The organism is Mesorhizobium sp. WSM4807 (assembly GCF_055811615.1).
Genome location: NZ_JBVVQY010000007.1, coordinates 162,981 through 184,228, shown reverse-complemented (window position 1 = coordinate 184,228; position 21,248 = coordinate 162,981). Strand labels below are relative to the sequence as shown.

Annotated in this window: 18 protein-coding genes and 1 pseudogene; 6 read left to right on the top strand and 13 right to left on the bottom strand. The window is 61.3% G+C overall.

Features of this window, described 5'->3' with window-relative positions:
* Window positions 1–18: 18 nt before the first annotated feature.
* Both AC0L3N_RS11865 and AC0L3N_RS11860 read right to left on the bottom strand, forming a co-directional pair.
* The gene (locus AC0L3N_RS11865) at window positions 19–153 is read right to left on the bottom strand and encodes a hypothetical protein (protein ID WP_473547775.1); all 135 of its coding nucleotides are present in this window, start codon (window positions 151–153) and stop codon (window positions 19–21) included.
* Window positions 150–863 (bottom strand): alpha/beta hydrolase, encoded by a 714-nt coding sequence (locus AC0L3N_RS11860; RefSeq protein WP_473547774.1) that lies wholly within the window; start codon window positions 861–863, stop codon window positions 150–152. Before AC0L3N_RS11860 ends, AC0L3N_RS11865 begins: the two co-directional genes overlap by 4 nt.
* A gap of 433 nt (window positions 864–1,296) precedes the next feature.
* On the opposite strand from AC0L3N_RS11860, the gene AC0L3N_RS11855 reads away from it, so the two are divergent.
* From AC0L3N_RS11855 to AC0L3N_RS11845, 3 genes are all read left to right on the top strand, one after another.
* Window positions 1,297–1,755, top strand: a complete 459-nt coding sequence (locus AC0L3N_RS11855) for a hypothetical protein (protein ID WP_473547773.1) — start codon at window positions 1,297–1,299, stop codon at window positions 1,753–1,755.
* A 186-nt stretch (window positions 1,756–1,941) separates the two neighbouring features.
* Window positions 1,942–2,859 carry an aldo/keto reductase gene (locus AC0L3N_RS11850; RefSeq protein ID WP_473547772.1) on the top strand — a complete coding sequence of 306 codons (918 nt, stop codon included), beginning with the start codon at window positions 1,942–1,944 and terminating at the stop codon, window positions 2,857–2,859.
* Between the two features lie 101 nt (window positions 2,860–2,960).
* Window positions 2,961–3,626: a DUF6064 family protein gene (locus AC0L3N_RS11845; protein WP_473547771.1), complete on the top strand. Its 666-nt coding sequence runs from the start codon at window positions 2,961–2,963 to the stop codon at window positions 3,624–3,626.
* Window positions 3,627–3,663: 37 nt separating this feature from the next.
* On the opposite strand, the gene AC0L3N_RS11840 is transcribed toward AC0L3N_RS11845, so the two are convergent.
* The 4 genes and pseudogenes from AC0L3N_RS11840 to AC0L3N_RS11825 all read right to left on the bottom strand — a co-directional run bounded on the left by AC0L3N_RS11840 (window position 3,664) and on the right by AC0L3N_RS11825 (window position 6,611).
* The gene (locus AC0L3N_RS11840) at window positions 3,664–4,305 is read right to left on the bottom strand and encodes a ThuA domain-containing protein (RefSeq protein WP_473547873.1); all 642 of its coding nucleotides are present in this window, start codon (window positions 4,303–4,305) and stop codon (window positions 3,664–3,666) included.
* A gap of 67 nt (window positions 4,306–4,372) precedes the next feature.
* Window positions 4,373–5,013, bottom strand: a pseudogene (locus AC0L3N_RS11835) (LysE family translocator).
* Between the two features lie 24 nt (window positions 5,014–5,037).
* Window positions 5,038–5,967: a dihydrodipicolinate synthase family protein gene (locus tag AC0L3N_RS11830; protein ID WP_473547770.1), complete on the bottom strand. Its 930-nt coding sequence runs from the start codon at window positions 5,965–5,967 to the stop codon at window positions 5,038–5,040.
* 11 nt (window positions 5,968–5,978) lie between these two features.
* The gene (locus AC0L3N_RS11825) at window positions 5,979–6,611 is read right to left on the bottom strand and encodes a LysE family translocator (RefSeq protein WP_473547769.1); all 633 of its coding nucleotides are present in this window, start codon (window positions 6,609–6,611) and stop codon (window positions 5,979–5,981) included.
* Between the two features lie 171 nt (window positions 6,612–6,782).
* Between AC0L3N_RS11825 and pdxR the strand changes: the two genes are divergently transcribed.
* Window positions 6,783–8,291 (top strand): MocR-like pyridoxine biosynthesis transcription factor PdxR, encoded by a 1,509-nt coding sequence (gene pdxR, locus AC0L3N_RS11820; RefSeq protein ID WP_473547768.1) that lies wholly within the window; start codon window positions 6,783–6,785, stop codon window positions 8,289–8,291.
* Between the two features lie 178 nt (window positions 8,292–8,469).
* On the opposite strand, the gene AC0L3N_RS11815 is transcribed toward pdxR, so the two are convergent.
* The 3 genes from AC0L3N_RS11815 to AC0L3N_RS11805 all read right to left on the bottom strand — a co-directional run bounded on the left by AC0L3N_RS11815 (window position 8,470) and on the right by AC0L3N_RS11805 (window position 12,497).
* Window positions 8,470–8,805: a hypothetical protein gene (locus AC0L3N_RS11815; protein ID WP_258123016.1), complete on the bottom strand. Its 336-nt coding sequence runs from the start codon at window positions 8,803–8,805 to the stop codon at window positions 8,470–8,472.
* Between the two features lie 108 nt (window positions 8,806–8,913).
* Window positions 8,914–10,086, bottom strand: a complete 1,173-nt coding sequence (locus AC0L3N_RS11810; RefSeq protein ID WP_473547767.1) for an acetate/propionate family kinase — start codon at window positions 10,084–10,086, stop codon at window positions 8,914–8,916.
* Window positions 10,086–12,497: a phosphoketolase family protein gene (locus AC0L3N_RS11805; RefSeq protein WP_473547766.1), complete on the bottom strand. Its 2,412-nt coding sequence runs from the start codon at window positions 12,495–12,497 to the stop codon at window positions 10,086–10,088. Before AC0L3N_RS11805 ends, AC0L3N_RS11810 begins: the two co-directional genes overlap by 1 nt.
* A 288-nt stretch (window positions 12,498–12,785) precedes the next feature.
* Between AC0L3N_RS11805 and AC0L3N_RS11800 the strand changes: the two genes are divergently transcribed.
* Both AC0L3N_RS11800 and AC0L3N_RS11795 read left to right on the top strand, forming a co-directional pair.
* On the top strand, window positions 12,786–14,777 hold the full coding sequence (locus tag AC0L3N_RS11800; RefSeq protein ID WP_473547765.1) for a protein-L-isoaspartate(D-aspartate) O-methyltransferase: 1,992 nt from the start codon (window positions 12,786–12,788) through the stop codon (window positions 14,775–14,777).
* 98 nt (window positions 14,778–14,875) lie between these two features.
* Window positions 14,876–15,082 (top strand): hypothetical protein, encoded by a 207-nt coding sequence (locus tag AC0L3N_RS11795; protein ID WP_027151394.1) that lies wholly within the window; start codon window positions 14,876–14,878, stop codon window positions 15,080–15,082.
* 22 nt (window positions 15,083–15,104) lie between these two features.
* Here AC0L3N_RS11795 and AC0L3N_RS11790 read toward each other — a convergent pair whose 3' ends face one another.
* From AC0L3N_RS11790 to AC0L3N_RS11775, 4 genes are all read right to left on the bottom strand, one after another.
* The gene (locus AC0L3N_RS11790; protein WP_473547764.1) at window positions 15,105–15,695 is read right to left on the bottom strand and encodes a DUF1772 domain-containing protein; all 591 of its coding nucleotides are present in this window, start codon (window positions 15,693–15,695) and stop codon (window positions 15,105–15,107) included.
* A 514-nt stretch (window positions 15,696–16,209) separates the two neighbouring features.
* Window positions 16,210–17,778 carry a SpoVR family protein gene (locus AC0L3N_RS11785; protein WP_473547763.1) on the bottom strand — a complete coding sequence of 523 codons (1,569 nt, stop codon included), beginning with the start codon at window positions 17,776–17,778 and terminating at the stop codon, window positions 16,210–16,212.
* Window positions 17,779–17,789: 11 nt separating this feature from the next.
* A complete protein-coding gene (locus AC0L3N_RS11780) occupies window positions 17,790–19,097 on the bottom strand; it encodes a YeaH/YhbH family protein (RefSeq protein WP_473547762.1) in 1,308 nt (435 codons plus the stop codon).
* 19 nt (window positions 19,098–19,116) lie between these two features.
* The gene (locus AC0L3N_RS11775) at window positions 19,117–21,066 is read right to left on the bottom strand and encodes a PrkA family serine protein kinase (protein ID WP_473547872.1); all 1,950 of its coding nucleotides are present in this window, start codon (window positions 21,064–21,066) and stop codon (window positions 19,117–19,119) included.
* Between the last annotated feature and the right edge of the window lie 182 nt (window positions 21,067–21,248).

The following is a 21,248-nucleotide window of genomic DNA, read 5'->3' as shown; positions in this document are numbered from 1 at the left end:
TTTGTTGACTGCAGTTTTTCAGGCGGGCGCGGCATTCAATGTCCGCGCAAAGAACTCCTTGACCTTGGCGATGAGCTCGCGGTCGTTGTGAGCGATGCCAGGCACGACATCCAGCTGCACCTCGACGTCGTGTCTCTCCAGGCTGCGCTTCAACGATCTGATCCGGTCGTTGCGGGTCGCGCCGGCGAGATCGGCGCCGGGCATCCACCAGTCATCCTCCGGCTTGATGGTGATCTCCAGGTTTGGAGATCGTCACCACCGATCACCATCTGCACGGCGACCTTGCGCATGACCTCGAGGTCGACGTTCTTGCCGAACACTCTCTCGAAGTCGCGCACCCCGACCCAGAAATCGTGATCGAAGTCCAGCAGGGTCACGACGCCCGGCGCACCGATCGATGCAGCCAGCAGACGTTCGGGATGGAGGAACAGGAAACGATGGGTGAAATGGCCGCCGCCGGAGAAGCCGTACATCAGCACGCGGTCGCCGCGGATGCGGTAGCGCTCGCGCATCTCCTCGACCATATCGAGCAGCACGGCATCGTAGTGGAGGTCGCCCTGGCGCAGCATCTTGTAGGAGGAAAGATCGCCCGGAAAACAGATATTCGCCGGGAAGAGCGGGGCGAATACGATCACGCCGTTCTGTTCCGCGAAGTCGGCGAAGGCGTCCCGGTAGGCGAGCATGCCGCGTTCGGTGCCATGCACGATCACCGCCAGCGGATAGGTCTTGTCGCCGTCCTCGTCATAGTCCTCGGGCACATAGGCACAATAGGGGAAGCGCTGGTCGAAGCGGGAAGCGTACACCGTCGTGTGCCCGAAATCGTAATAGGACAGGCGCTTGCCATGTCCGCAGACGTTGCGCATCGAATTTTTCCAATTTCAACTTCATTGTTTCATCATTTTGTGTAACTGAAAAGCATTTGTTTAGCCTTGATGTCAGGAAAGCGCGCATTTTACATCGCAGAACGCCGAGGCTCGCAGAGCAGGCATGAGCAGTGTCCGGCCCGTCGCGCGTCAGTTCCGGGTTCCGGAAACTTGACGTGCAAAAGATGCATCGCGCCTCGTCTACGTCGCGCACGATAGCGGCGCGTGCGCGTGGCCCATCTGATCGCGGCGACGATCGCATCGGCGCCGTCAGCTCAAGGTCGGCCGGGCGGCACGACAAACGACATCGTGATGCCGTGCAGGTTGACTCGAGTGTCTGCTTGCCTAACTAGGATCTCGGGGCTCAGCGCATATCACCACAGTCGGTATGATATCTTCCCGCATCCGAACGCTTGTCCTTGTTGTTGTTCTCTTGGCCGGCAGTTCCATGGTGTCGTCCTGCGTCGCCCCTGACGACACGTCGAACCTCCCAAAGGAAGACGCCACAACGGCGGCAGCCCGCAAAGAGATGGTCGGTCTCAGCGAGGCAGACGTTCGAATGTGCGCCGGCTTTCCGACTGCCACCGCCGATGCGGGCGGAAGCCAGATCTGGACCTATCAGCGTACCGTTCAACGCGGCAATCTCAACGTCGTGATTCCCACTTTGGCCGTGGGTGCGATCCCGACGGTTGGAGGATCGCTCAATGTCGATCCTGGCGGCTATTGCAACACGCAAATCCGAATGGTCGATGGCCGTGTTGCCGAGGTTGCCTACGCCGGCGACAACAACACGCCGAACCACCGCGATGAGCTCTGCGTCAGCACGGTAGACGGCTGCGTGGCATATGCCCGCCAGCGCCATCAAGTCAGGACAGGGGCCATTTCAAGGTAATCGGGCTGGTTGGCGCAACCCAGGCCCGCACCGTTCGTTCCCATTTCAGGCAGACGTTCTATATTCCCGAACAGTCGCCAGAGTCCGACCGCCGGCTGCCGCCGATCAGCCATGCGAAGGCCGGTCAGCCGGAACCATTCTTGTGGTCGGGAGTACAAGGAGTCGGGAATACAGGGATGGCAGACGATGATCATCACCCGCAGGACATTCGTGAAGGCTGCCGCCGCTTCCGGAGCGGCTCTGGTGTTGCCGGGAACCGCGCCCGGCGCGCCGCCTGCGCCGGTGATGCGGGCAGTGCCCTCCTCGGGAGAGATGCTTCCCGCAGTGGGGCTGGGCACCTGGATCACCTTCAATGTCGGCGACGATCCGGTGCTGCGCGACGAGTGCGCCGAGGTGATCGCGGCCTTCTTCGAGGCAGGCGGCCGCATGATCGATTCCTCGCCCATGTACGGCTCTTCGCAGCCCGTGATCGGCTATGGCCTCGAGAAGCTCGGCCGGCCCGAAGCGCTGTTTTCCGCCGAGAAGGTCTGGACCTCCTCCGCCACCGACGGACCCGCGCAGATCGAGCAGTCGCGCAGCTTCTGGGGTGTGCCGCGCTTCGACCTCGTTCAGATCCATAACCTCGTCGCCTGGGAGACGCATCTCGAAACCCTGTTCGCCATGAAGGCGGACGGGCGGATCCGCTATGTCGGCATCACGACGTCCGAAGGACGGCGGCACGACCTGATCGAACAAATCATGCGCGCGCATCCGCTCGACTTCGTGCAACTCACCTATAACGTCGTCGACCGCGAGGCGGAGGAACGGCTCCTGCCGCTGGCGGCCGAGCGCGGGATGGCCGTCATCGTCAACCGGCCGTTTCGCCAGGGCGCGCTGACGCGCCAGCTCCAAGGCGAGACGCTGCCGGCTTGGGCGGCCGAGATCGGTGCCGGGACCTGGGCGCAGTTCATTTTGAAGTTCATTCTTTCGCATCCCTCCGTCACGGTCGCCATCCCCGCGACCACCCGCGTCGACCATGTGCGCGAGAACGTGATGGCGGCGACCGGTCCCCTTCCCGACGCGGCCATGCGCGAGCGGATGGCGGCTTACGTCCAGGACCTCTAAGCAGGCATTCGTGGGCTGGCCCACGAATGCCTGCTTAGATTCTGTTGTTTGTCGCAGGTTCTTGTCGCAAAACCGTGGGACACTTTGCGGAACCTGCTTAGATGTCGGAATGGTGGACCTACCGGCTGGAAGATTTCCTGCTCTTCTCGCCGCGCGTCTACTGGCGCATGTTTGAGTTGGCCAATGCCGCGTTCTGGCCGCTGCATCTCCTGACGCTCGCCGCCGGCCTCGCCATTGTCGTGCTCGTGCTTAGGCGGCCGCGTCGCCATGGTCTCTGGATTGCGCTCGTCCTCGCCGCGCTCTTTGCCTTCGTCGGCTGGTCCTTCCTGTGGAGCCGCTATGCCGCGATCAACTGGGCGATCGGCTATGTCGCGCCGGCCTTCGGCCTGCAGGCGCTGCTGCTGGCGATCGGCGGTGCCGCGCGCGGCGGCCTCGCCTTCGACCGGCGGGACATCGCAGGGCGGCTCGGGCTGCTGATCGCGGTCGCTGGCCTCGTCGCTTATCCCCTCCTGCCGCCGCTCTTCGGGCGGCCATGGTCGAGCGCCGAGGTCTTCGGCATCGCGCCGGACCCGACGGCGATCGTAGCGCTCGGCGTCCTGCTTGCAGCGAGCGGCGGGCTTATGCCGCTGCTGTTTGCGATCCCGCTGCTGTGGCTGCTGCTCAGCGGCCTGACGCTTCATGCCATGGGCGATCCACAAGCCTGGCTGCCGCTTCTGGCAGCGGCCATCACTGTCGCTGCCCTGGCGCTGCGCCGCATTGCTCGGTGATGCGGCGGCGCGTTCGGCATTTGCCTCGTCGGCGCTCTCAACGCGCCGCCCAGACCAGGCCGCGGCGAAATATCGTTCGCATCTGCGGCACCGCGAACTCTTTGGCGACATGGCCGAGCGCCGAATAGAACACTCTTCCCTTGCCGTGCCGACGCTTCCAGACGACCGGCATGACCACGCCTTCTATCCAGGAGGCGTGCTCGCCGGAGAAGGTGGTGGTCGCCAGCACCTCGTTCGATGGGTCCACGTGCATGTAGTACTGCTCGGAGCGGTACGAGAAATCATCGATGCCGTTCATGATCGGATCGTCGCGCCTGGTGATGTCAACCCGGTAGTCGATGATGTTGCCCGGGTGGGCCACCCACTGACCGCCGCACATGAACTGGTATTCCGTGGCTTCACGAAAGGCATCGCACATGCCGCCGTGATAGCCGCCCAGGCCGACACCGCCCTCGACCGCCTTTGTCAGATTGAGCTCCTCGTTCTTCGCAAGCTTGGCCATCGTGTAGATCGGGACGATCAGACTCAAATCGGCGATCGCGGGGTCGGCGAATATCTCGGTCGTGGTTTCCACGCGCACGCCAAACCCTTCTTCTTCGAGCATCGCCTTGACGACGCGCGCACCTTCTTCCGGCTCGTGTCCATCCCAGCCGCCCCATACGATCAACGCTTGCCGCATGTTCTTCTCCGTCAGTTGGTTGTATCGCCAAACGAGCCTTCGGCGGCAGTGCGGCCGGCCGAACCGGTCAAGCAACCGGGCGCTTTGCCAGCAGCAGCCCACATCCAAGCATGATCATAGCGCCGCCCGAGCCTTCACGAAGCCGGCGAATGAGATGCGGACGGGACGCCGCGCCATCGCGAAGTCTTCCGGCTACAACGCCACGACAATATCGGCGAGCGTGTTAAGAGCAACCGAGACGGCGCCGAGGATCACGAACTGCAGGGCAACGTGATCCGACGATGTAACGACAAACTGGGGAATGAAGGCGAGGAAGAATGCGGCCGTCTTCGGGTTCATCACTTCCACAAGAACGCCATCCCTGAAGGCCCGCATCGCGCCGACGGGCGGCTCTGAATGACCCAGCGACTTGTAGTCGAGCCTGGCATGGCGAATGGTTCGGTATCCCATCCAGACCAGATAGAGCGCGCCGACCACTTTGAATGCCGTGAATAATTCGGCGCTTGCCAGCACGATCGCCGAGACGCCAAGACTGCCGGCTAAGACATGAAACAGCCCGCCGAGACCATTGCCAAGGCTCGAAGCGATTCCTTCAGAGCGGCCGCCGGAAAGAGTTCGGGCGGCGACATAGAAAATCCCCGAACCCGGAGTAATCGCCAGAAGGAATGCCGTGAACAGGTAGACGGTGAAGGCGTTGGAATTCAGCATGGAAATGTCCTGATGAAAGACTGTCTATCGAAGTTCAATACAAACGTTGGAACCAGTGGAGAAAACCGCATCGAGATGGTCGAGAGCGGCGGCGACGCGCTGCCGTGCCTGGTCCCTCAGTGGGAGGACGGGGCGTGGCGGATCGACGTCGCAGAGGTTCAGAAGCTTGGCGACGACGTACATCACCCTAAAACTGCCGAATTCCTGGAACAGCGCCCAAAGCGGTCCGAAGGCGGCGTCAAATCGCTCGACGGTGGCGGCGTCCCCGGCTTGCGCCGCTCGCGTCAGGGCCAGAGCCTGTGACGGCAGAAGTCCTGCGACGACGGAATACCAGGCGTCGCTCGCGGCGAGCAGCGCAGGCGCCCCGCCCCAGTCGCCGCTGTAGCCGATCTTGAATGCCGACCCGGTCGCAGACCGGAGGGAGGCGAGTTCGGAAGCGAAGTCACCACCGGACGGCAAAGGCATCTTCACGGCTTCGATGTTCGCCACCTTCGACAAGCGGGAAATGAGGTCCAGGCTGAAAGTGAACCTGGTCGTGCCGGGATTGTTGTAGATGCAAAGCGGGAGCTGCCCCGCATCGGCGACTGCGGCGAAGTGTTCGAAGACCTCGTCGTCAAAGAGCGGTGTATAGGAAACCGGAGCGAGCAGCAGGCCGTCGGCGCCCGCAGCCTTCGCGTCACGGGCAAGCTCCACCGCATCGCTGGTCCGGATCGCTCCGACGCCGACCATAACCGGGATTTTGCCGCCGACCGTGTCCATCGCCGTTTCGACCGCGCGTCGACGCTCTTCTCGCGTGAGGAAAGCGTAGGCTCCGGTACTGCCGAGCAGTCCGATGGAGTCCGCTCTCGCCTCCTCGATGTGCTTCAGAAGGCGCGCGAGGGCGGCGGTATCGAGCCTGCCGGAAGCGTCCGCCGGGGTGATCGGGAATGCCGAAAGGCCTTGGAAAATAGACATGAAAGAACCTTTCAGATTCGGGTCAGGAGAAGCTTCAGCCCGGCAAATCCGAAGAATACGGCCAGCGTGCCTTCGATCCAGTGCCGCGCCCGCCGATACAGGCGGATCATTGGAGCGGTCGAAAAGACGATCGCGTAGCCGCAGAAGATGGTGACGCTCAGGACCGCGCAGCCTGCGAGGATCACGAGTACCGTATACGGCGACGCCCCAGGGCCGAGCCCCAGCGTCATCAGTGCGATCCATGCCAGGATCGATTTCGGATTGGTGAGATGCATTAGCAGTCCGCGCTTGTAGAGAGTGGCCGCCGTCGCCTTCCGTTCGTTAGTCGGGCGAAGCTGATCCTTGTCTGAAGAAAGCGCAGCCTTGCCCGCTTTGAAGGCGAGATAGAGAAGATATAGGCCTCCGAGCACCTGCAGGACCACGAGTGCCTGCGCGTATCGACTGAGGATCGCCGAGACACCTGTCGCCGCCATCAGGCCCCAAAAGATCGAGCCGCTGACTACGCCAGACGCGATTGCCAGCGCGGCCCTCCGGCCGTCGTTCATGGCGACGGCCATGATGCGCATATTGCTCGGGCCGGGACTACCGGCAGCGATGACGTATGCGGTAAAGACGATGATGAATTGATGGATTTCGGCCAGCATTTTACTTCTTCGGGAGGTGCAAACTGGCGTCATCAATACCCGCACAACTGGCCCTGGCCTAGAACCAGTTTTTGATAAAAAGCGCTGGTCCAGTTGCCTTCAGGCCTTTGCCTGACTGAGTCTTCCCGGTAATGCTTGGATCAACGAAACGTCTTCATTTGGGTAATCGCGATGGTCCAGTTACCGCCCCGCAAGCAGAATTCGTCGTCGGGAAATTCGTCGTCTGGACTGGGCGCGCGCGGGATCTATGAGAACCTGCGGGAACAGATCGTGGCGGAGGTATACGGCCGCGGAGACGTGCTTCCGTCGGCTCGTGCACTGGCGGTCGAGCTTGGCGTCTCACGAACGACTGTGACGTCCGCTTACGAACAGCTCGCCGCCGAGGGGTTCGTGGTCATTCGACATGGCGCTCGGCCACGGGTGGCCATCAAGATCACGCACAGCGAGCCGGGAGACCTCGTTCATACAGCTGCAGAGCCACACGGCCTCTCCGCTTTCGGAGAAAGGCTTCGATCCCGAGCCATTCCGATGCGGGTTCCGTCGGAGAGGCTCGTCGCCGACTTCCGCTACGGCGACATGTCGGCCTTTGACTTCCCGACCCTTGCCTGGCGGAAGGCCATGAACGATGCTGCGCTGGGACGGCCGCCCAAGTTATCCTATGGCGAGCCCTGTGGCTTGATCCGCCTGCGTACCGCCCTGCAGGGTTATCTATGGCGAGCGCGGAGCATCAGGTGCGAGGTGGGCGAGATCGTCATCGTCAACGGCTCTCAGCAGGGACTAGATCTCTGCGCCCGGCTCCTTCTCGATGAGGGCGACGGGTTCGCCATCGAAGAGCCCTGCTATCCGATGGCACGGAGCGTCTTCGAGATGACAGGGGCCATCGCTGCCCCGGTGGAGGTTGACGCCGAAGGCATCAGAGCGGACTTGTTGGCGGATGTTGGCGCGCGGCTGGCTTACGTCACGCCTTCACATCAGTTTCCCTTGGGAAGCGTAATGTCCATGGGGCGACGCCAGCAACTGCTAAGATGGGCGGAAGAGAAGAGGGCCTACATCGTCGAGGACGACTACGACAGCGAATATCGATTCGACATGAACCCCATACCGCCGCTTCGCGCGCTTGGAGGCGCGTCGAACGTCATCTATATTGGTACGGTTTCGAAGACACTGTCGCCGACGCTCCGGATCGGCTACCTCGTCATCCCGCGCGAGTTGCAGGAGGTTTTTGCCCAGGCCAAGCGCCTGACGGACAGGCATGCCCCCATCCTCGAACAGGAGGCGCTTGCGACCCTGGTGGAATCCGGCGTCTACGAAAGCCACGTGCGCAAGGCCCGTCGTCAAAATGCCCGCCGACGTGCAGCGCTCCTCGGTGCTCTGCACGCTGAATTCCGGGATGTCGTTCGAGTCGAAGGCGCGGAGGCCGGTCTGCACGTCGTCGTCTGGTTCCGCGACATGCCGCCCTCTCTGGCGACATCATTCATCGAGAGAGCCGCCTCGCTCGGAGTAGGCATCTACTCCATATCACCTCATTATTTCGATCAGACGTTGGATCGGCGGTGCCTCGGCCTGGTGATGGGATACGCAAGTCTTACCGAGAGCCAAATCCACAGAGGACTAACGCTCCTTCGACGCGCTTACGAGGACACAATAAGCTGCTGCGACGTGAGCGTTGCGGTCAGGTAGGCCAGTGGATCGACACCATTGAGCTTGGTTTCGACGAGTGGCAATCGCTCCAGGTGCTTTACGGCCCGCCTTGGGGGACAGATGCAATGGGTCTCACCGCCGCCGGCGCCGTCGGCGACCTCCTGGGTATCTCGATGCCGAAGGAAGCCTCAGCACCACAGGGTGGTGATCTGTCCCTCTAGAACCACCGCCGTTCAGGCTCGGAACTCTTTGCAATCACAATCCCCAAGAGAACACCGAGCACGCCGCCAAGCATCATCGCCGAAGAAATTGTGCCTGGGTTCTGCTGGACAGTTTCAGTCACGGTGTGCGCCTGGCTACGCAATTGCCGGGCTGCGCGCGAGGCCCGTTCGGCGGCGCTGTCATACCAGCCCTGTGCCTCCTCGGCGCGGTCGGAAAGGGTCCGATTTATCTTGGTGATTTCGCGGCGAAGCTCAGCGATCTGCTTCTTCATCGCCTCCTGGGCTTCGTTTGCCGCCTTTGAGGCGCCTGCCATACTGGTGGTTTCGGCCATTGGATTTCTCCCTTTGGTGATCAGATCTCCCTTAGGTAATCAGACAGGGGAAACGGTCGCGGGCGCGCAGGGTTCCTTGCCCTGACAAACCGCGCGATGATTGCGTTATCAAGCATTCACTTGTGCGCGCGCGTGGCGGGCAACGATGCTCTCCTCGTCGGTCGCGACGACGCGTATTTCGACCTTGCTGTTCGGTCGGCTTATGATCTCGGCATGAGAGGCATTGGATGGCTCGTCGATCGCCACGCCAAGCCAATGAAGCCTTTCGCATATTGCCATGCGGACCGGCGCCGAGTGCTCGCCAATGCCGGCGGTGAACACGAGGCATTCGAGGCCGCCCAACGTGTTGGCGAGCGCGGCAGCCTCCCTTGCGGCCCGGAAAGCAAAAAGGTCTACCGCTTCGCGGGCGTGGCGATCGTCGCTCGCTTCCAACGTGCGCATGTCGCCCGAGATGCCGGATACTCCGAGCAGCCCGGATTCCTCATAGAGCATGTGCTGCAGAGCCTCCCCCGCGATGCCTCTCTCCAGCACAAAGTACAAAAGCACGCCCGGATCGATGGCGCCGCAACGCGTGCCCATGACCAGGCCGTCGAGGGCGGAAAAGCCCATCGTCGTATCGACGCTTCTCCCGTCGCGCATGGCACACAGGCTCGCTCCATTGCCGAGATGCGCGACGATCATGCGCTTCGCTGCAAGAGCGGGCGATATCTCCTTGAGCCGCCCGGCGATATATTCGTAGGAAAGACCGTGAAACCCGTAGCGGCGGATCCCTTGCGCATCGTATTTGCGCGGCAGTGCGAAGCGGCTCACGATCGGATCGATGGTCTGATGGTAGGCTGTGTCGAAGCAGCCGACCTGCGGCAGATCCGGCCGCAGCGCTGCAAGTGTCCGGATCGGCGCGAGACTGCGGGGCTGGTGCAGCGGAGCAAGCGGCGTCAGCCTGTCCAAGTCCTCGATCACGGCAGGCGTCAGACGGACGGGTTCGACGAACTCGCGCCCGCCATGCACGATGCGATGGCCGGCGGCGATTAGTTTCCTGCCGCCAAGTTCGCTCTCGATCCAGTCGAGCAACGCGTCGATTCCCGCGTTGCGCGCGTCTCCGGCAAGCGGCCGATCACACTGCACTGTTCCATCGGCCGCTTTCGCGCTGAGCCTCGGCGCATCGCCCAGATCCAGCTTGCCACGCGAGACAAGTTGCAGTTCCGCGGAGGGTTCAAGGTCGTATAATCCGAACTTGATGCTGGAGGAGCCGGCGTTCAGTGCAAGAATTGCCTGTCGCATCAATCGCCAGCCTTCGTCGCGCTGTTCTCGGGCCAGTTCCACTCCTGAATCTCGGGCATGTCTTCGCCGTATTCGCGGACATAGGCCCTATGCTCCACAAGCTTCGCTTGAAGTTCGGCAGCAAGGCGTTCCGCACGTTCGGCGAGCCCAGGTACGTGTTTGATCGCGGCGAGCGCCAGGTGAAAACGGTCAAGTTCATTGAGGACGACCATGTCGAACGGCGTCGTGGTGGTGCCTTCCTCGCGAAAACCATGCACATGCATGTTGTCATGGTTGGCGCGTCGGTAGGTCAGGCGGTGGATGAGGTAGGGATAGCCGTGATAGGCGAAGATGACTGGCTTGGTTTTCGTGAACAGTGCGTCGAAATCCTCATCGGCGAGACCATGCGGATGCTTTGAATTCGACTGCAGCGTCATCAGGTCGACCACGTTGACGACGCGAACCTTCAGGTCCGGAAGCGCCGAACGCAAAATGTCGGTGGCAGCGAGCGTCTCCAGTGTCGGCACGTCGCCGGCGCAGCCCATGACCACATCCGGATCCTCGCCCTTCGCAACCGTCCCGGCCCATTCCCAGATCCCCGCCCCCGCCCTGCAGTGCGCTTCTGCGTCTTCGACGGACAGCCATTGCGGCGCTGGCTGCTTGCCGGCGGTGATCACGTTGATGCGGTTGTAGGTTTTCAGGCAATGCTCGGTGATCCAGAGCAGCGTGTTGGCATCCGGCGGGAAATAGAGCCTGACCGTATCGGCCTTCTTGTTGGCGACGAAATCGGCAAAGCCCGGATCCTGGTGGCTGAAGCCGTTGTGATCCTGCCGCCAGACATGGGAGGTCAGCAGGTAATTGAGTGAGGCGATCGGCTTGCGCCAGGCAAGCTCGCGGGATGTCTTCAGCCATTTCGCATGCTGGTTGACCATGGAATCGACGATGTGGATGAACGCCTCGTAGCAAGAGAACAGGCCATGGCGGCCGGTCAGCAGGTAGCCCTCCAGCCAACCCTGGCAAAGATGCTCGCTGAGCACTTCCATGACGCGGCCGTCACGGGAGAGGTGGACGTCATAGGGCTCGATCCGCTGCATCCAGACCCGGTTCGTGACCTCGAAGACGTCGTCCAGGCGGTTGGAGGATGTCTCATCCGGCCCCATCAGCCGGAAATTCCTGGCATCCGCATTCAGGCGCATGACGTCGCGGAGATAGCTTCCGAGAATCCGCGTCGCCTCGGCCTTGGCGCCACCCGGACGCGGCACATCGAGCGCCAGGCTTCTCCAATCGGGAAGCACGAGGTCGCGCTTCAGCAATCCGCCATTGGCATAGGGGGTTGAGCCCATGCGCTTGGGCCCGGTTGGCGCAAGCGCCGCCAGCTCTGGAAGCAGATGCCCGCTTTTGTCGAACAGCTTTTCCGGTTCGTAGCTCCGCATCCAGTCTTCGAGGATCTTGCGGTGTCCTTCGTTGCCGCGGGCGTTCGACACCGGCACCTGATGAGAGCGCCAGAAATCCTCGACCTTCTTGCCGTCCACCTCCTTCGGTCCCGTCCACCCCTTCGGGCTGCGCAGCACGATCATCGGCCACATCGGACGCTCTCCCTGCCAGCCCGAAGCACGGGCTCGCTTCTGGATGGAGCGGATTCTGTCGAGTGCGGTGTCCAGCTTCGTGGCCATCATCCGATGCATGGGAACTGGCTCGTGACCTTCGACGAAAAATGGTTCGTAGCCATAGCCGGCGAACAGGCTTCGCAATTCCACGTCATCCATGCGGGCAAGGATCGTCGGGTTGGCGATCTTGTAGCCGTTGAGATGCAGGATCGGCAGCACGGCGCCGTCGGATGCTGGGTTGAGGAACTTGTTGGAGTGCCATGCCGCCGCGAGCGGACCGGTTTCCGCTTCGCCGTCGCCGACGACGCAGGCAACCACCAGATCGGGATTGTCGAAAACCGCGCCGAAAGCATGGACCAGCGCATATCCCAATTCTCCGCCTTCATGGATCGAGCCGGGCGTTTCCGGAGCAGCGTGGCTTGGCACCCCGCCAGGGAAGGAGAATTGCCGGAAGAGTTTTCTCAGACCATCTTCGCCCTGGCCGATTTCGGGATAGATCTCGCTGTAGGTGCCCTCGAGCCACGTGTTTGCGACCATCGACGGGCCGCCATGACCTGGGCCGCAGATAAACAGAATTTCGAGACCGCGTTCACGGATAACGCGGTTCAGGTGGACGTAGATGAAATTGAGACCAGGTGTCGTGCCCCAATGGCCGAGCAGCCGCGGCTTGACGTGTTCGGCCTTCAGCGGCTCGCGCAACAGCGGATTGTCGAGCAGGTAGATCTGGCCAACCGAAATGTAGTTCGCGGCGCGCCAATAGCGGTCCATGAGATTGACCTGATCAAGGCCTGTTGGCTGCGCGGTGGTCCGAGCTTCGTCGTTCATGGAAAAGTCTCCAGAATGCGTTCGCCCGTCGATATCTGGAGTGAGATCGCCCCGGAGAAAGGATTTTCACGGAAATAAGTTTGGCTGGAGCCGCCATTTGCGCCCGCCAATCGCTCTTTTGCAGGAACCTGGAAGCTCGCCAACGGTTAAGGAGACGAGCCGCCGAAATGAGATCAAGCGCTGCCGAGCCGAGCGCACGCCGATCGAGGGATTGTCGCCGGGGAGCCGTTGGGCACGATTGGGGGACAATCAGTGCGGAGGACCGCCAGCCCGAAAGAGGAGCAAAAGATGCTCGATCTTCCCGATGCACGCGACCGAATGGTCGAAGTCCAGCTCAGCCGCCGTGGCATCCATGACCGCGAGGTGCTGGAAGCGATGCGTGAGGTTCCGCGCGAGGCTTTCGTCGCACCCGGCTTTGAAGAATTCGCCTACGAGGATGGGCCGCTGCCGATCGCGGAGGGTCAGACGATATCGCAGCCCTACATCGTCGCCTTGATGATCGAGATGGCAGAGATCGGACCGGGCGACCATGTCCTGGAGGTTGGCACCGGCTCAGGCTACGCGGCTGCCGTGATGAGCCGCATCGTCGAACGCGTCTACACGATCGAACGCCACGCTGGGTTGGCCGAAACGGCGAGACAGCGGTTCGAAGAGCTTGGCTATGACAATATCGAAGTCCGCACCGGCGATGGCACCAAAGGCTGGCCCGACGCAGCGCCCTTCGATGCCATTCTGGTCGCAGCCGGCGGACCCGGTGCGCCGCTTGCCCTTCAGGAACAGCTCGACGTCGGCGGCAGGCTCGTCATCCCGGTCGGCGACGAACTGCATGATCAGCGCCTTCTCAAGGTCACCCGAACCGGCGCTGCAACTTACAGCGAGGAGGATTTCGGCGGCGTGCGGTTTGTCCCGCTCATCGGCGAGCAGGGCTGGCCCGAGAGCGGCAACCGTATCGCGGATCGTCCGTCCGGACGCGCGCGCACGCGCAGCCTGCCGGAGATGATCGCGGCGGCGGCCGAACCGCTGCCGGGCTTCGACGATCCGGCATTCGGCGAACTGTTCGACCGGTTTGGCGACCGGCGCGTCGTCCTGCTCGGTGAAGCGAGCCACGGCACGTCGGAGTTCTACCGGGCCCGCGCGGCGATCACCCGCAGGCTCATCGAGAAGCACGGCTTCACCATCGTCGCAGTCGAGGCCGACTGGCCCGATGCAGCGGCGATCGACCGCTACGTCCGCCATCGGCCGCCGCGGGCCAACGCCGATCCGCCGTTCCAGCGGTTTCCCACCTGGATGTGGCGCAATACGGACGTCGCGGCGTTCGTCGACTGGATGCGACAACACAATGAGCGCATCAGGATATCGTCCCGACTGGCGGGGTTCTATGGCCTCGATATCTACAATATGAGCGGATCGATCGCCGCGGTTCTGCAATATCTCGACAGGGTCGATCCGCAGGCAGCCAAGATCGCACGTGAACGCTATGGCTGCCTGACGCCTTGGCAACATGAACCATCCACCTACGGCCGTGTCGCGCTCACCTCCGGCTACGAGAAATGCGAGCAGGCCGTGCTCGAACAGTGCCGCGAACTGCTTGCCAGGCAGCTCGACTATGCGCAGCAGGACGGCGTCGATTTTCTGGATGCCACCCAGAATGCCCGGCTGATCGCTTCCGCGGAACGCTACTACCGGATCATGTACTATGGCGGCGCGCAGTCGTGGAACCTGCGCGACACCCATATGTTCGAGACACTCGAGCATCTGCTGGAAGCTCGCGGGCCTAACGCCAAAGCGGTCGTGTGGGCGCATAATTCCCATATCGGGGATGCCCGCTATACCGAAATGGGGATTGTCAGGGACGAAGTGAACATCGGCCAGCTCTGCCGCCAACGCTTCGGCGACGAGGCAGCCTCGATCGGGCTCAGTACGCATTCCGGGACAGTGGCCGCGGCCTCCGACTGGGACAGCGAGATGGAAATCAAGCGGGTGCGGCCTTCCCATAGCGATAGCTACGAACGGCTTTGCCATGATTGCGGCGTCTCGCGTTTCCTGCTCGACATCAAGCGCGACGACGATCTTCGCGATCGGCTTCTGGAGCGTCGACTGGAGCGCTTCATCGGCGTGATCTATCGGCCGGAAACCGAACTGCGCAGCCATTACGCGGATGCCTCACTTTCCCAGCAGTTTGACGCGTTCGTCTGGTTTGACGAAACCGTCGCGGTGACGCCGCTTGGGCCGGAGCATGTGGGAACGGGCATTCCCGACACCTATCCGTTCGGGCTTTAGCCGCCTCTCGGACAAGGCCGCGTCAAGGTGAGTTTCGGCGGAACATTCATCGCGCCCTGCTGTTTCTAAAACAGGACCCTTTTCGAAGGAGTTGTGCCATGAGCGGAACCAAACATCCAAAGTGGAAAAAGCCTAGCGATGCCGATCTGAGGAACAATCCCGGTATCGGGACCTCGAAGGGCACGATCAAGGAAGGCGACGAACTCGTACTCGAAGGCGAAAACACCATCGAAGGCGATGTCGAGAACGACACCAACGCCCTTGGCGGGATCAATCCAAGGCAAAAGATGCGGACGAACAAGTAGCGTCGCTGTGCTTCCCCTCCCGCTATTCACTCCCAGCAAAAAATGTCGCGGCGACAGCAATTGAGACCAGGCTCAGCATCGCCAGGCCTGCCCTGGCGACGTGCGAGGCTTCCCAGACGTCGCGCAAGTCTCGCCAGTCGCCGCTTTGCTCCCGACGGAGCATTGAAAAAAACGTCGCGGCTGGTTTCGACACAACGACATCCTCCAGCCAGAAATTGTTGACGGGATGCGTTACCAGCCAATAGGTCGCATGCTCCGCCACCAAGAAGACAAGGGCCGCCAAGGTCCACCAGAATCGAGCGCCTGGATAAGGCGTGAGGTAAAGCAGGATGGCGAGTGCAATGATGCCGCCGATCTCGGCAAACCCGCCGATCGTGAAGCCGGGATAGTAGATCGCCTGCACAGATTTGTAGGTCGCCTCCTTGAGGCGCAACTTGCCGGGCAACTCCAACGCGTGCGCGAGCGAGAGCGCCATTGTGATTGCGACCAGAAGAAGGGTGACAATCATGAACGCGCGCATGCTGTTGCTCCCTGAACCGTCCTGGTAATACGCGGCGTAGATAGCGTGCTCGCCGACACGGTAAAGGCGACGAAGGTGGAGCCGCCGCTCCATTTTTCAACACCGCTGGCATTGAGCCCCACCGCAACGGCAGGGAACCATCGTTCGGCGCGATGGTTGTCACCTTGGATGATCCTCCTCCGAGGAAATCCCGCTGCGAACGACCCACGTCCACGCCGGGGTCGACAGCAAAAACGAGCTACTCATGGGCGCCGGTGCTGTTGAATTGGAAACACATTGGCGCCGAGGAGATGTGAAGCAAGCTTCGGGGAGTGTCCATGACCGATCCTGATCCTGATCCGAACAATCCCGTGCCGATACCGGATAATCCCAATCCTGAGCCTGCCCGGCCGCCTGCTCCGCCGGAAACTCCGCCGGATGAACCTCCGGGCGTTCCTCCGCCTTCTCCTGATCCCGTTCCCAGCCCGCAGAGGCAGCCCGTCGAAATTCCTCCCGAGACACCATCCGAAATTCCCACGGAACCGACCTTCCCGGGTCCGACGGCCAGAGCATTGGACCCAAAAGCGGAAATCGGCTAGGAGGCCGTCGCCGGCCATCCCGGTTTTGGTCATTCGCCGATTTGGCTGGTCGAACGTTCGTTGAGCGTCCCGCCCGTTTGTGCATCGATCGCCGCCAGGCTGACCTCATAGCCCCACAGGCGACGGATATGGCGCAGTGTCGCGTCGCGACTGGCCTCCTCCAGCACGATGCCGTCCTTCACCTTGTGCTCCAGTCGCAACTGTCGGTCGCCGAGCAGATCGACATCCACCACCTGGATATCCGGCCGGCTCGCGCCGATGTCGTAGCTTTGGGCGAGCCCGGCGCGTATTTTTTCGTAGCCACGCTCATTGTGTATCGACGCAACTTCGTAATGCGGTTCGCTGGCGGCATCGGCGAGGATAAAGAACCGCCACTTCCGCATCAGAGCGGGGCTCAGATACTGGCGGATGAAAGATTCGTCGCGATGGTTCGCCCATGCGTAGAGCAGGGTTTCGCGCCAATTGCCGTTGCCGGCGATATCGGGGAACCAGTCACGATCCTCGGCGGTCGGCTCAGTCGATATGCGCTGGATGTCCTGCATCATGTCGAGGCCCAGGGCATAGGGATTGATGCCGGAAAAACGCGGGTCGTCGAAGCCCGGCTGAAAGATCACGTTCGAATGGTTGCGCAGGATTTCCAGCATCGCGCCTTCGGTGATCAGACCGCGATCGAACAGCATGTTCATGAGTGTGTAGTGCACAAACGTGGCGCAACCTTCGTTCATCACCTGCGTTTGCCGCTGCGGATAGAAGTATTGCGCGACGACGCGGACGATCCTGATGATTTCACGTTGCCAAGGCTCCAGGACCAGGCTGTTTTTTTCCAGGAAGTAGAGCAGGTTTTCCTCTGGCAGGTTGAGCGTTTTCTTCCGCTCCGCCATGCCGAGGTCCGTTTCGCTGGCCTTGGTCCCGTCCTTCGAACGCGGGAGCGTGCGCCACAGGTCATTGTAGGAACGCTCTTCGTACTCCAGGCGCTCGCGAACGCCTTCACGCTGCCGCTCCGACGACAGCTTCGGCGGCCGATGGTATCTGAACACGCCCTGTTCCATCAGCGCGTGGGCCGAGTCGAGGATCACCTCCACCGCGGCCACACCGTGCCGCTCCTCGCAACGGGCAATGTAACCCTTGGCGAAATCGAGATAGCTCAGGATCGCGCTGGCGTCCGTCCACTGCCGGAACAGATGATTGTTCTTGAAGAAATGATTATGGCCAAGCGCTGCATGAGCTGTCACCAGGGCCTGCAGGGCCATGGTGTTTTCCTCCATCAGGTAGACGATGCAAGGATTGGAATTGATGACCAGTTCATAGGCGAGCCCCCGTCCGCCTTTGCGATAGAGCATTTCCTGGTAGAGGAAATGCTTGCCGAAAGACCAGTGGCGATACATCAGCGGCATGCCGACCGAGGAATAGGCGTCGAGCATCTGCTGGGACGAGATGATCTCCATCTGCACCGGATAGACGTCGAGGTGAAGCTCTTCGATCGCGATCGCCTCGATTGCTTCGTAGGCGCGCGACAGTGTCTTGAAATCCCAGTCGGACCCTGAAAAGAGCAAACCGGAGTTGCTGGTTTGGCTGGATTTGCTGGCCTGGTTCGCCATCAGTTCCCCCCTCAAGCACTTTTCTGGAAGGCCGGCTGCCTGGCAAAGAGCTGGCGAAAGACCGGATAGATGTCGGCTGCGTTGGCGATACGGCTCATCTGGAAATTCGGCCATCTCTGGTTGACAGCGCTGTAGGCGCGCCAGAGCGAGGTTCCATTGTCGGTGCTGCCGAAAATATGGCTCTCGCGTTCGTCAATGATCTCGACATAGGCGAAATACTGGCACAGGCGCATGATCTGGCCGTCCATGAGACCGATGCAGCGCTCGGAATCGGTTACGAAATTGTCGCCGTCCGATGCCTGGGCGGCATAGATGTTCCACTCGTTGGAGGGATAGCGTTGCGCGATGATGCGTTGCATCTCCTCGAGTGCCGTGGAAACGACCGTACCGCCGCTTTGGGTATTGTAGAAGAAGGTCTCCTCGTCCACCTCCTGCGCCTCGTGCGTATGGCGGATGAAGACGATTTCGGTGCGGTCGTAGCGCCGTTTCAGGAAGAGGTGCAACAGCACGAAGAAGCGCTTGGCCAGATCCTTCTCGCGTTCGCCCATCGAGCCGGATACGTCCATGAGACAGAACATGACCGCATTGGCATTCGGCACGGGCTGGGCGTCGAAACGGTTGAAGCGGATGTCGACGGGGTCGACATAGGCGATCCGCTTGCGGCGGCGCTCAAGTCGCTCAAGCTCTTCCCGCAACGCTGTAATGCGCTGGTGTGCCGCCGCGCTCTGGGGCTCTGCCTCCAGGATTGCGAGTTCCTTCTCAATCGCATCAAGTTCCTCGCGCCTAGGACGCCTGAGCGCAATCCGGCGACCATGGCTGTGTCGCATCGTGCGCCCGACATTGATATTGGTCGGGGAACCGGTCGCGGCGAATCCGGCCCGGCGCGGCTTAAAGGCAAGTATCTCCTTGAGGTTGAGCTTGACCATGTCGGGAAGTTCGAGATCCTCGAAAAAGAGGTCGAGCACCTCCTCGCGCGAGAGCACGAAACGAAAATCGTCTTCCGAGACCGTTTTCCCCGGAGACGAGCCGCCGCCGCCCTGGCCGGGCTTGGCAACCCGGTCGCCTGGGGCGAAATGCTTGTTGCCCGGCAGGATGTGCTGCCGCCTGCCGCTGTCCTTCGCATCGCTGAACCTCGGCTCGGCTGTGCCCTTCGCCGGCATGGAGACGGCGTGCTCGGCATCCACGTCGGCGATCCTGCCGATACGGATCCGATCCCGGATGCTTCGCTTCAGCTCTTCGCGCGCACGCTTCAGGAAGCGCTGGCGGTTGCCGAGGCTCTTGTCCTTCGGGTTCAGTCGGCGATCGACAAAGATCGGCATGGAACCATCCCGGCCGGGCTCAGCCCGCCTTGTTCACCCGCATGTACCAGTCCACCAGCCGGCGGACCTGACGTTCGGTGTAACCGCGTCCGACCATCCGATGCACGAACTCGGTATGCCGCTTCTCTGTTACGCTGTCCTGCTTGGAGCCGAAGCTGATCACCGGGAGCAGATCCTCGACTTGGCCGAACATCCGCTTCTCGATGACCTCGCGCAGCTTTTCATAGCTTGTCCATGACGGGTTGCGGCCATGGTTCCTCGCCCGGGCGCGCAACGTGAACTTCACGACCTCGTTGCGGAAGTCCTTGGGATTGGCAATGCCGGCCGGCTTTTCGACTTGCGACAGTTCGTTGTCCAGCACCTCGCGATTGAGGATCTGGCCTGTATCGGGGTCTTTGTAGTCCTGATCCTCGATCCAGGCATCGGCGTAGGCGATGTAGCGGTCGAACAGGTTCTGGCCGTATTCGCTGTAGGATTCCAGATAGGCCTTCTGAATCTCATGGCCGATGAACTCGGCATAACGCGTCGCCAGTTCCGACTTTATGAAGTCGAGATAGGAGGCTTCCGTTTCCTTCGGGAACTGCTCGCGCTTGATAGCCTCCTCCAGAATGTACATCAGATGCACAGGATCGGCGGCCACTTCCTTGGTGTCGTAGTTGAATGTCTGCGACAGGATCTTGAAAGCGAAGCGTGTGCTGACGCCGGTCATGCCCTCGTCGACTCCAGCGGCATCGCGGTATTCCTGAACCGACTTCGCCTTGGGATCTATGTCCTTGAGGTTCTCGCCATCATAAACGCGCATCTTCGTGTAAAGCGGCGAATTGTCGTGCTCGGCCAGACGGGTCGAGACGGTGAACCGGCTGAGAATGTCCAGCACCTCCGGTGCACAGGGACTGGAAGCCAACTCGCTTTCGCGCAGCAGCTTTTCGTAGATCTGCCTTTCTTCGGTGACCTGCAGGCAGTACGGCACCTTGACCACCAGGATACGGTCGAGGAACGCCTCGTTGTTCTTGTTGTTCTTGAACTGCAGCCATTCCGACTCGTTGGAATGGGCTACGACGATGCCCTGATAAGGGAAAGATCCGAAGTTTTCCGTACCGTTGTAGCTGCCTTCCTGGGTAGCGGTCAGCAACGGATGGAGGACCTTGATCGGCGCCTTGAACATCTCGACGAACTCAAGCAACCCTTGCGTGGTCCGGTTCAGGCCGCCGCTGTAGGAATAGGCGTCCGGATCGGATTGGCTGAAATGCTCGAGTTGCCTTATGTCGACCTTGCCGACCAGGGCCGAAACGTCCTGGTTGTTCTCATCGCCTGGCTCGGTCTTGGCGATGCCGATCTGGCGCAGCCGCGAAGGCATCAGCTTGACGACGCTGAACTTGGAGATGTCGCCGGACAGTTCATCGAGGCGCTTGGCCGCCCATGGCGAGATCAGGCCGTTCAGCCGGCGCCGCGCGATGCCGTATTTGTCCTCCAAAAGGTCGCCCATGCGGTCAGGATTGAAAAGCCCGAGCGGCGATTCGAAAACCGGGCTGATCTGGCCGCCCACCTTCAGCGTATAGATCGGACGCTGCTCCATCAGCTTCTTCAGCCGTTCGGCGAGCGAGGACTTGCCGCCGCCGACAGGGCCAAGCAGATAGAGAATCTGCTTGCGTTCCTCGAGCCCTTGAGAGGCATAGCGGAAATAGCCGGCTATGCGCTCGATCGTGTCCTCCATGCCATAAAACTCGGAGAAGGTGGGATAAATCTTGATTGTCCTGTTGGCGAAAATGCGGCCGAGCCGCTCATCCATGCTGGTGTCGACCAGGGTGGGCTCGCCGATCGCCTCGACCATCCGTTCGGGCGCCGAGGCATACATCGATTTATCCTCGCGGCAGGCAAGGAGATATTGCTGGATGCTTATCTCCTCCTGCGCCACATTCGTGTAAATCTCCGAAAACAGATCGAAGACGTCGGACTGGTTCTCGCGCATGGTATCCTCGCCCCGGCCGGTCTGGTTGCTGTCGCCCTTCATTCAACTATCGGAAAGCCTTTGTGGTTCCCTATCATCACGTAGTGCGTCTGCGACCGGATGTTAGGGGTCGAGACAGATATAGTGAACGCCTGAAAGCCAGCCAGCGAATGGCTCGCACAATGGAACGTTTCCGAGGGATG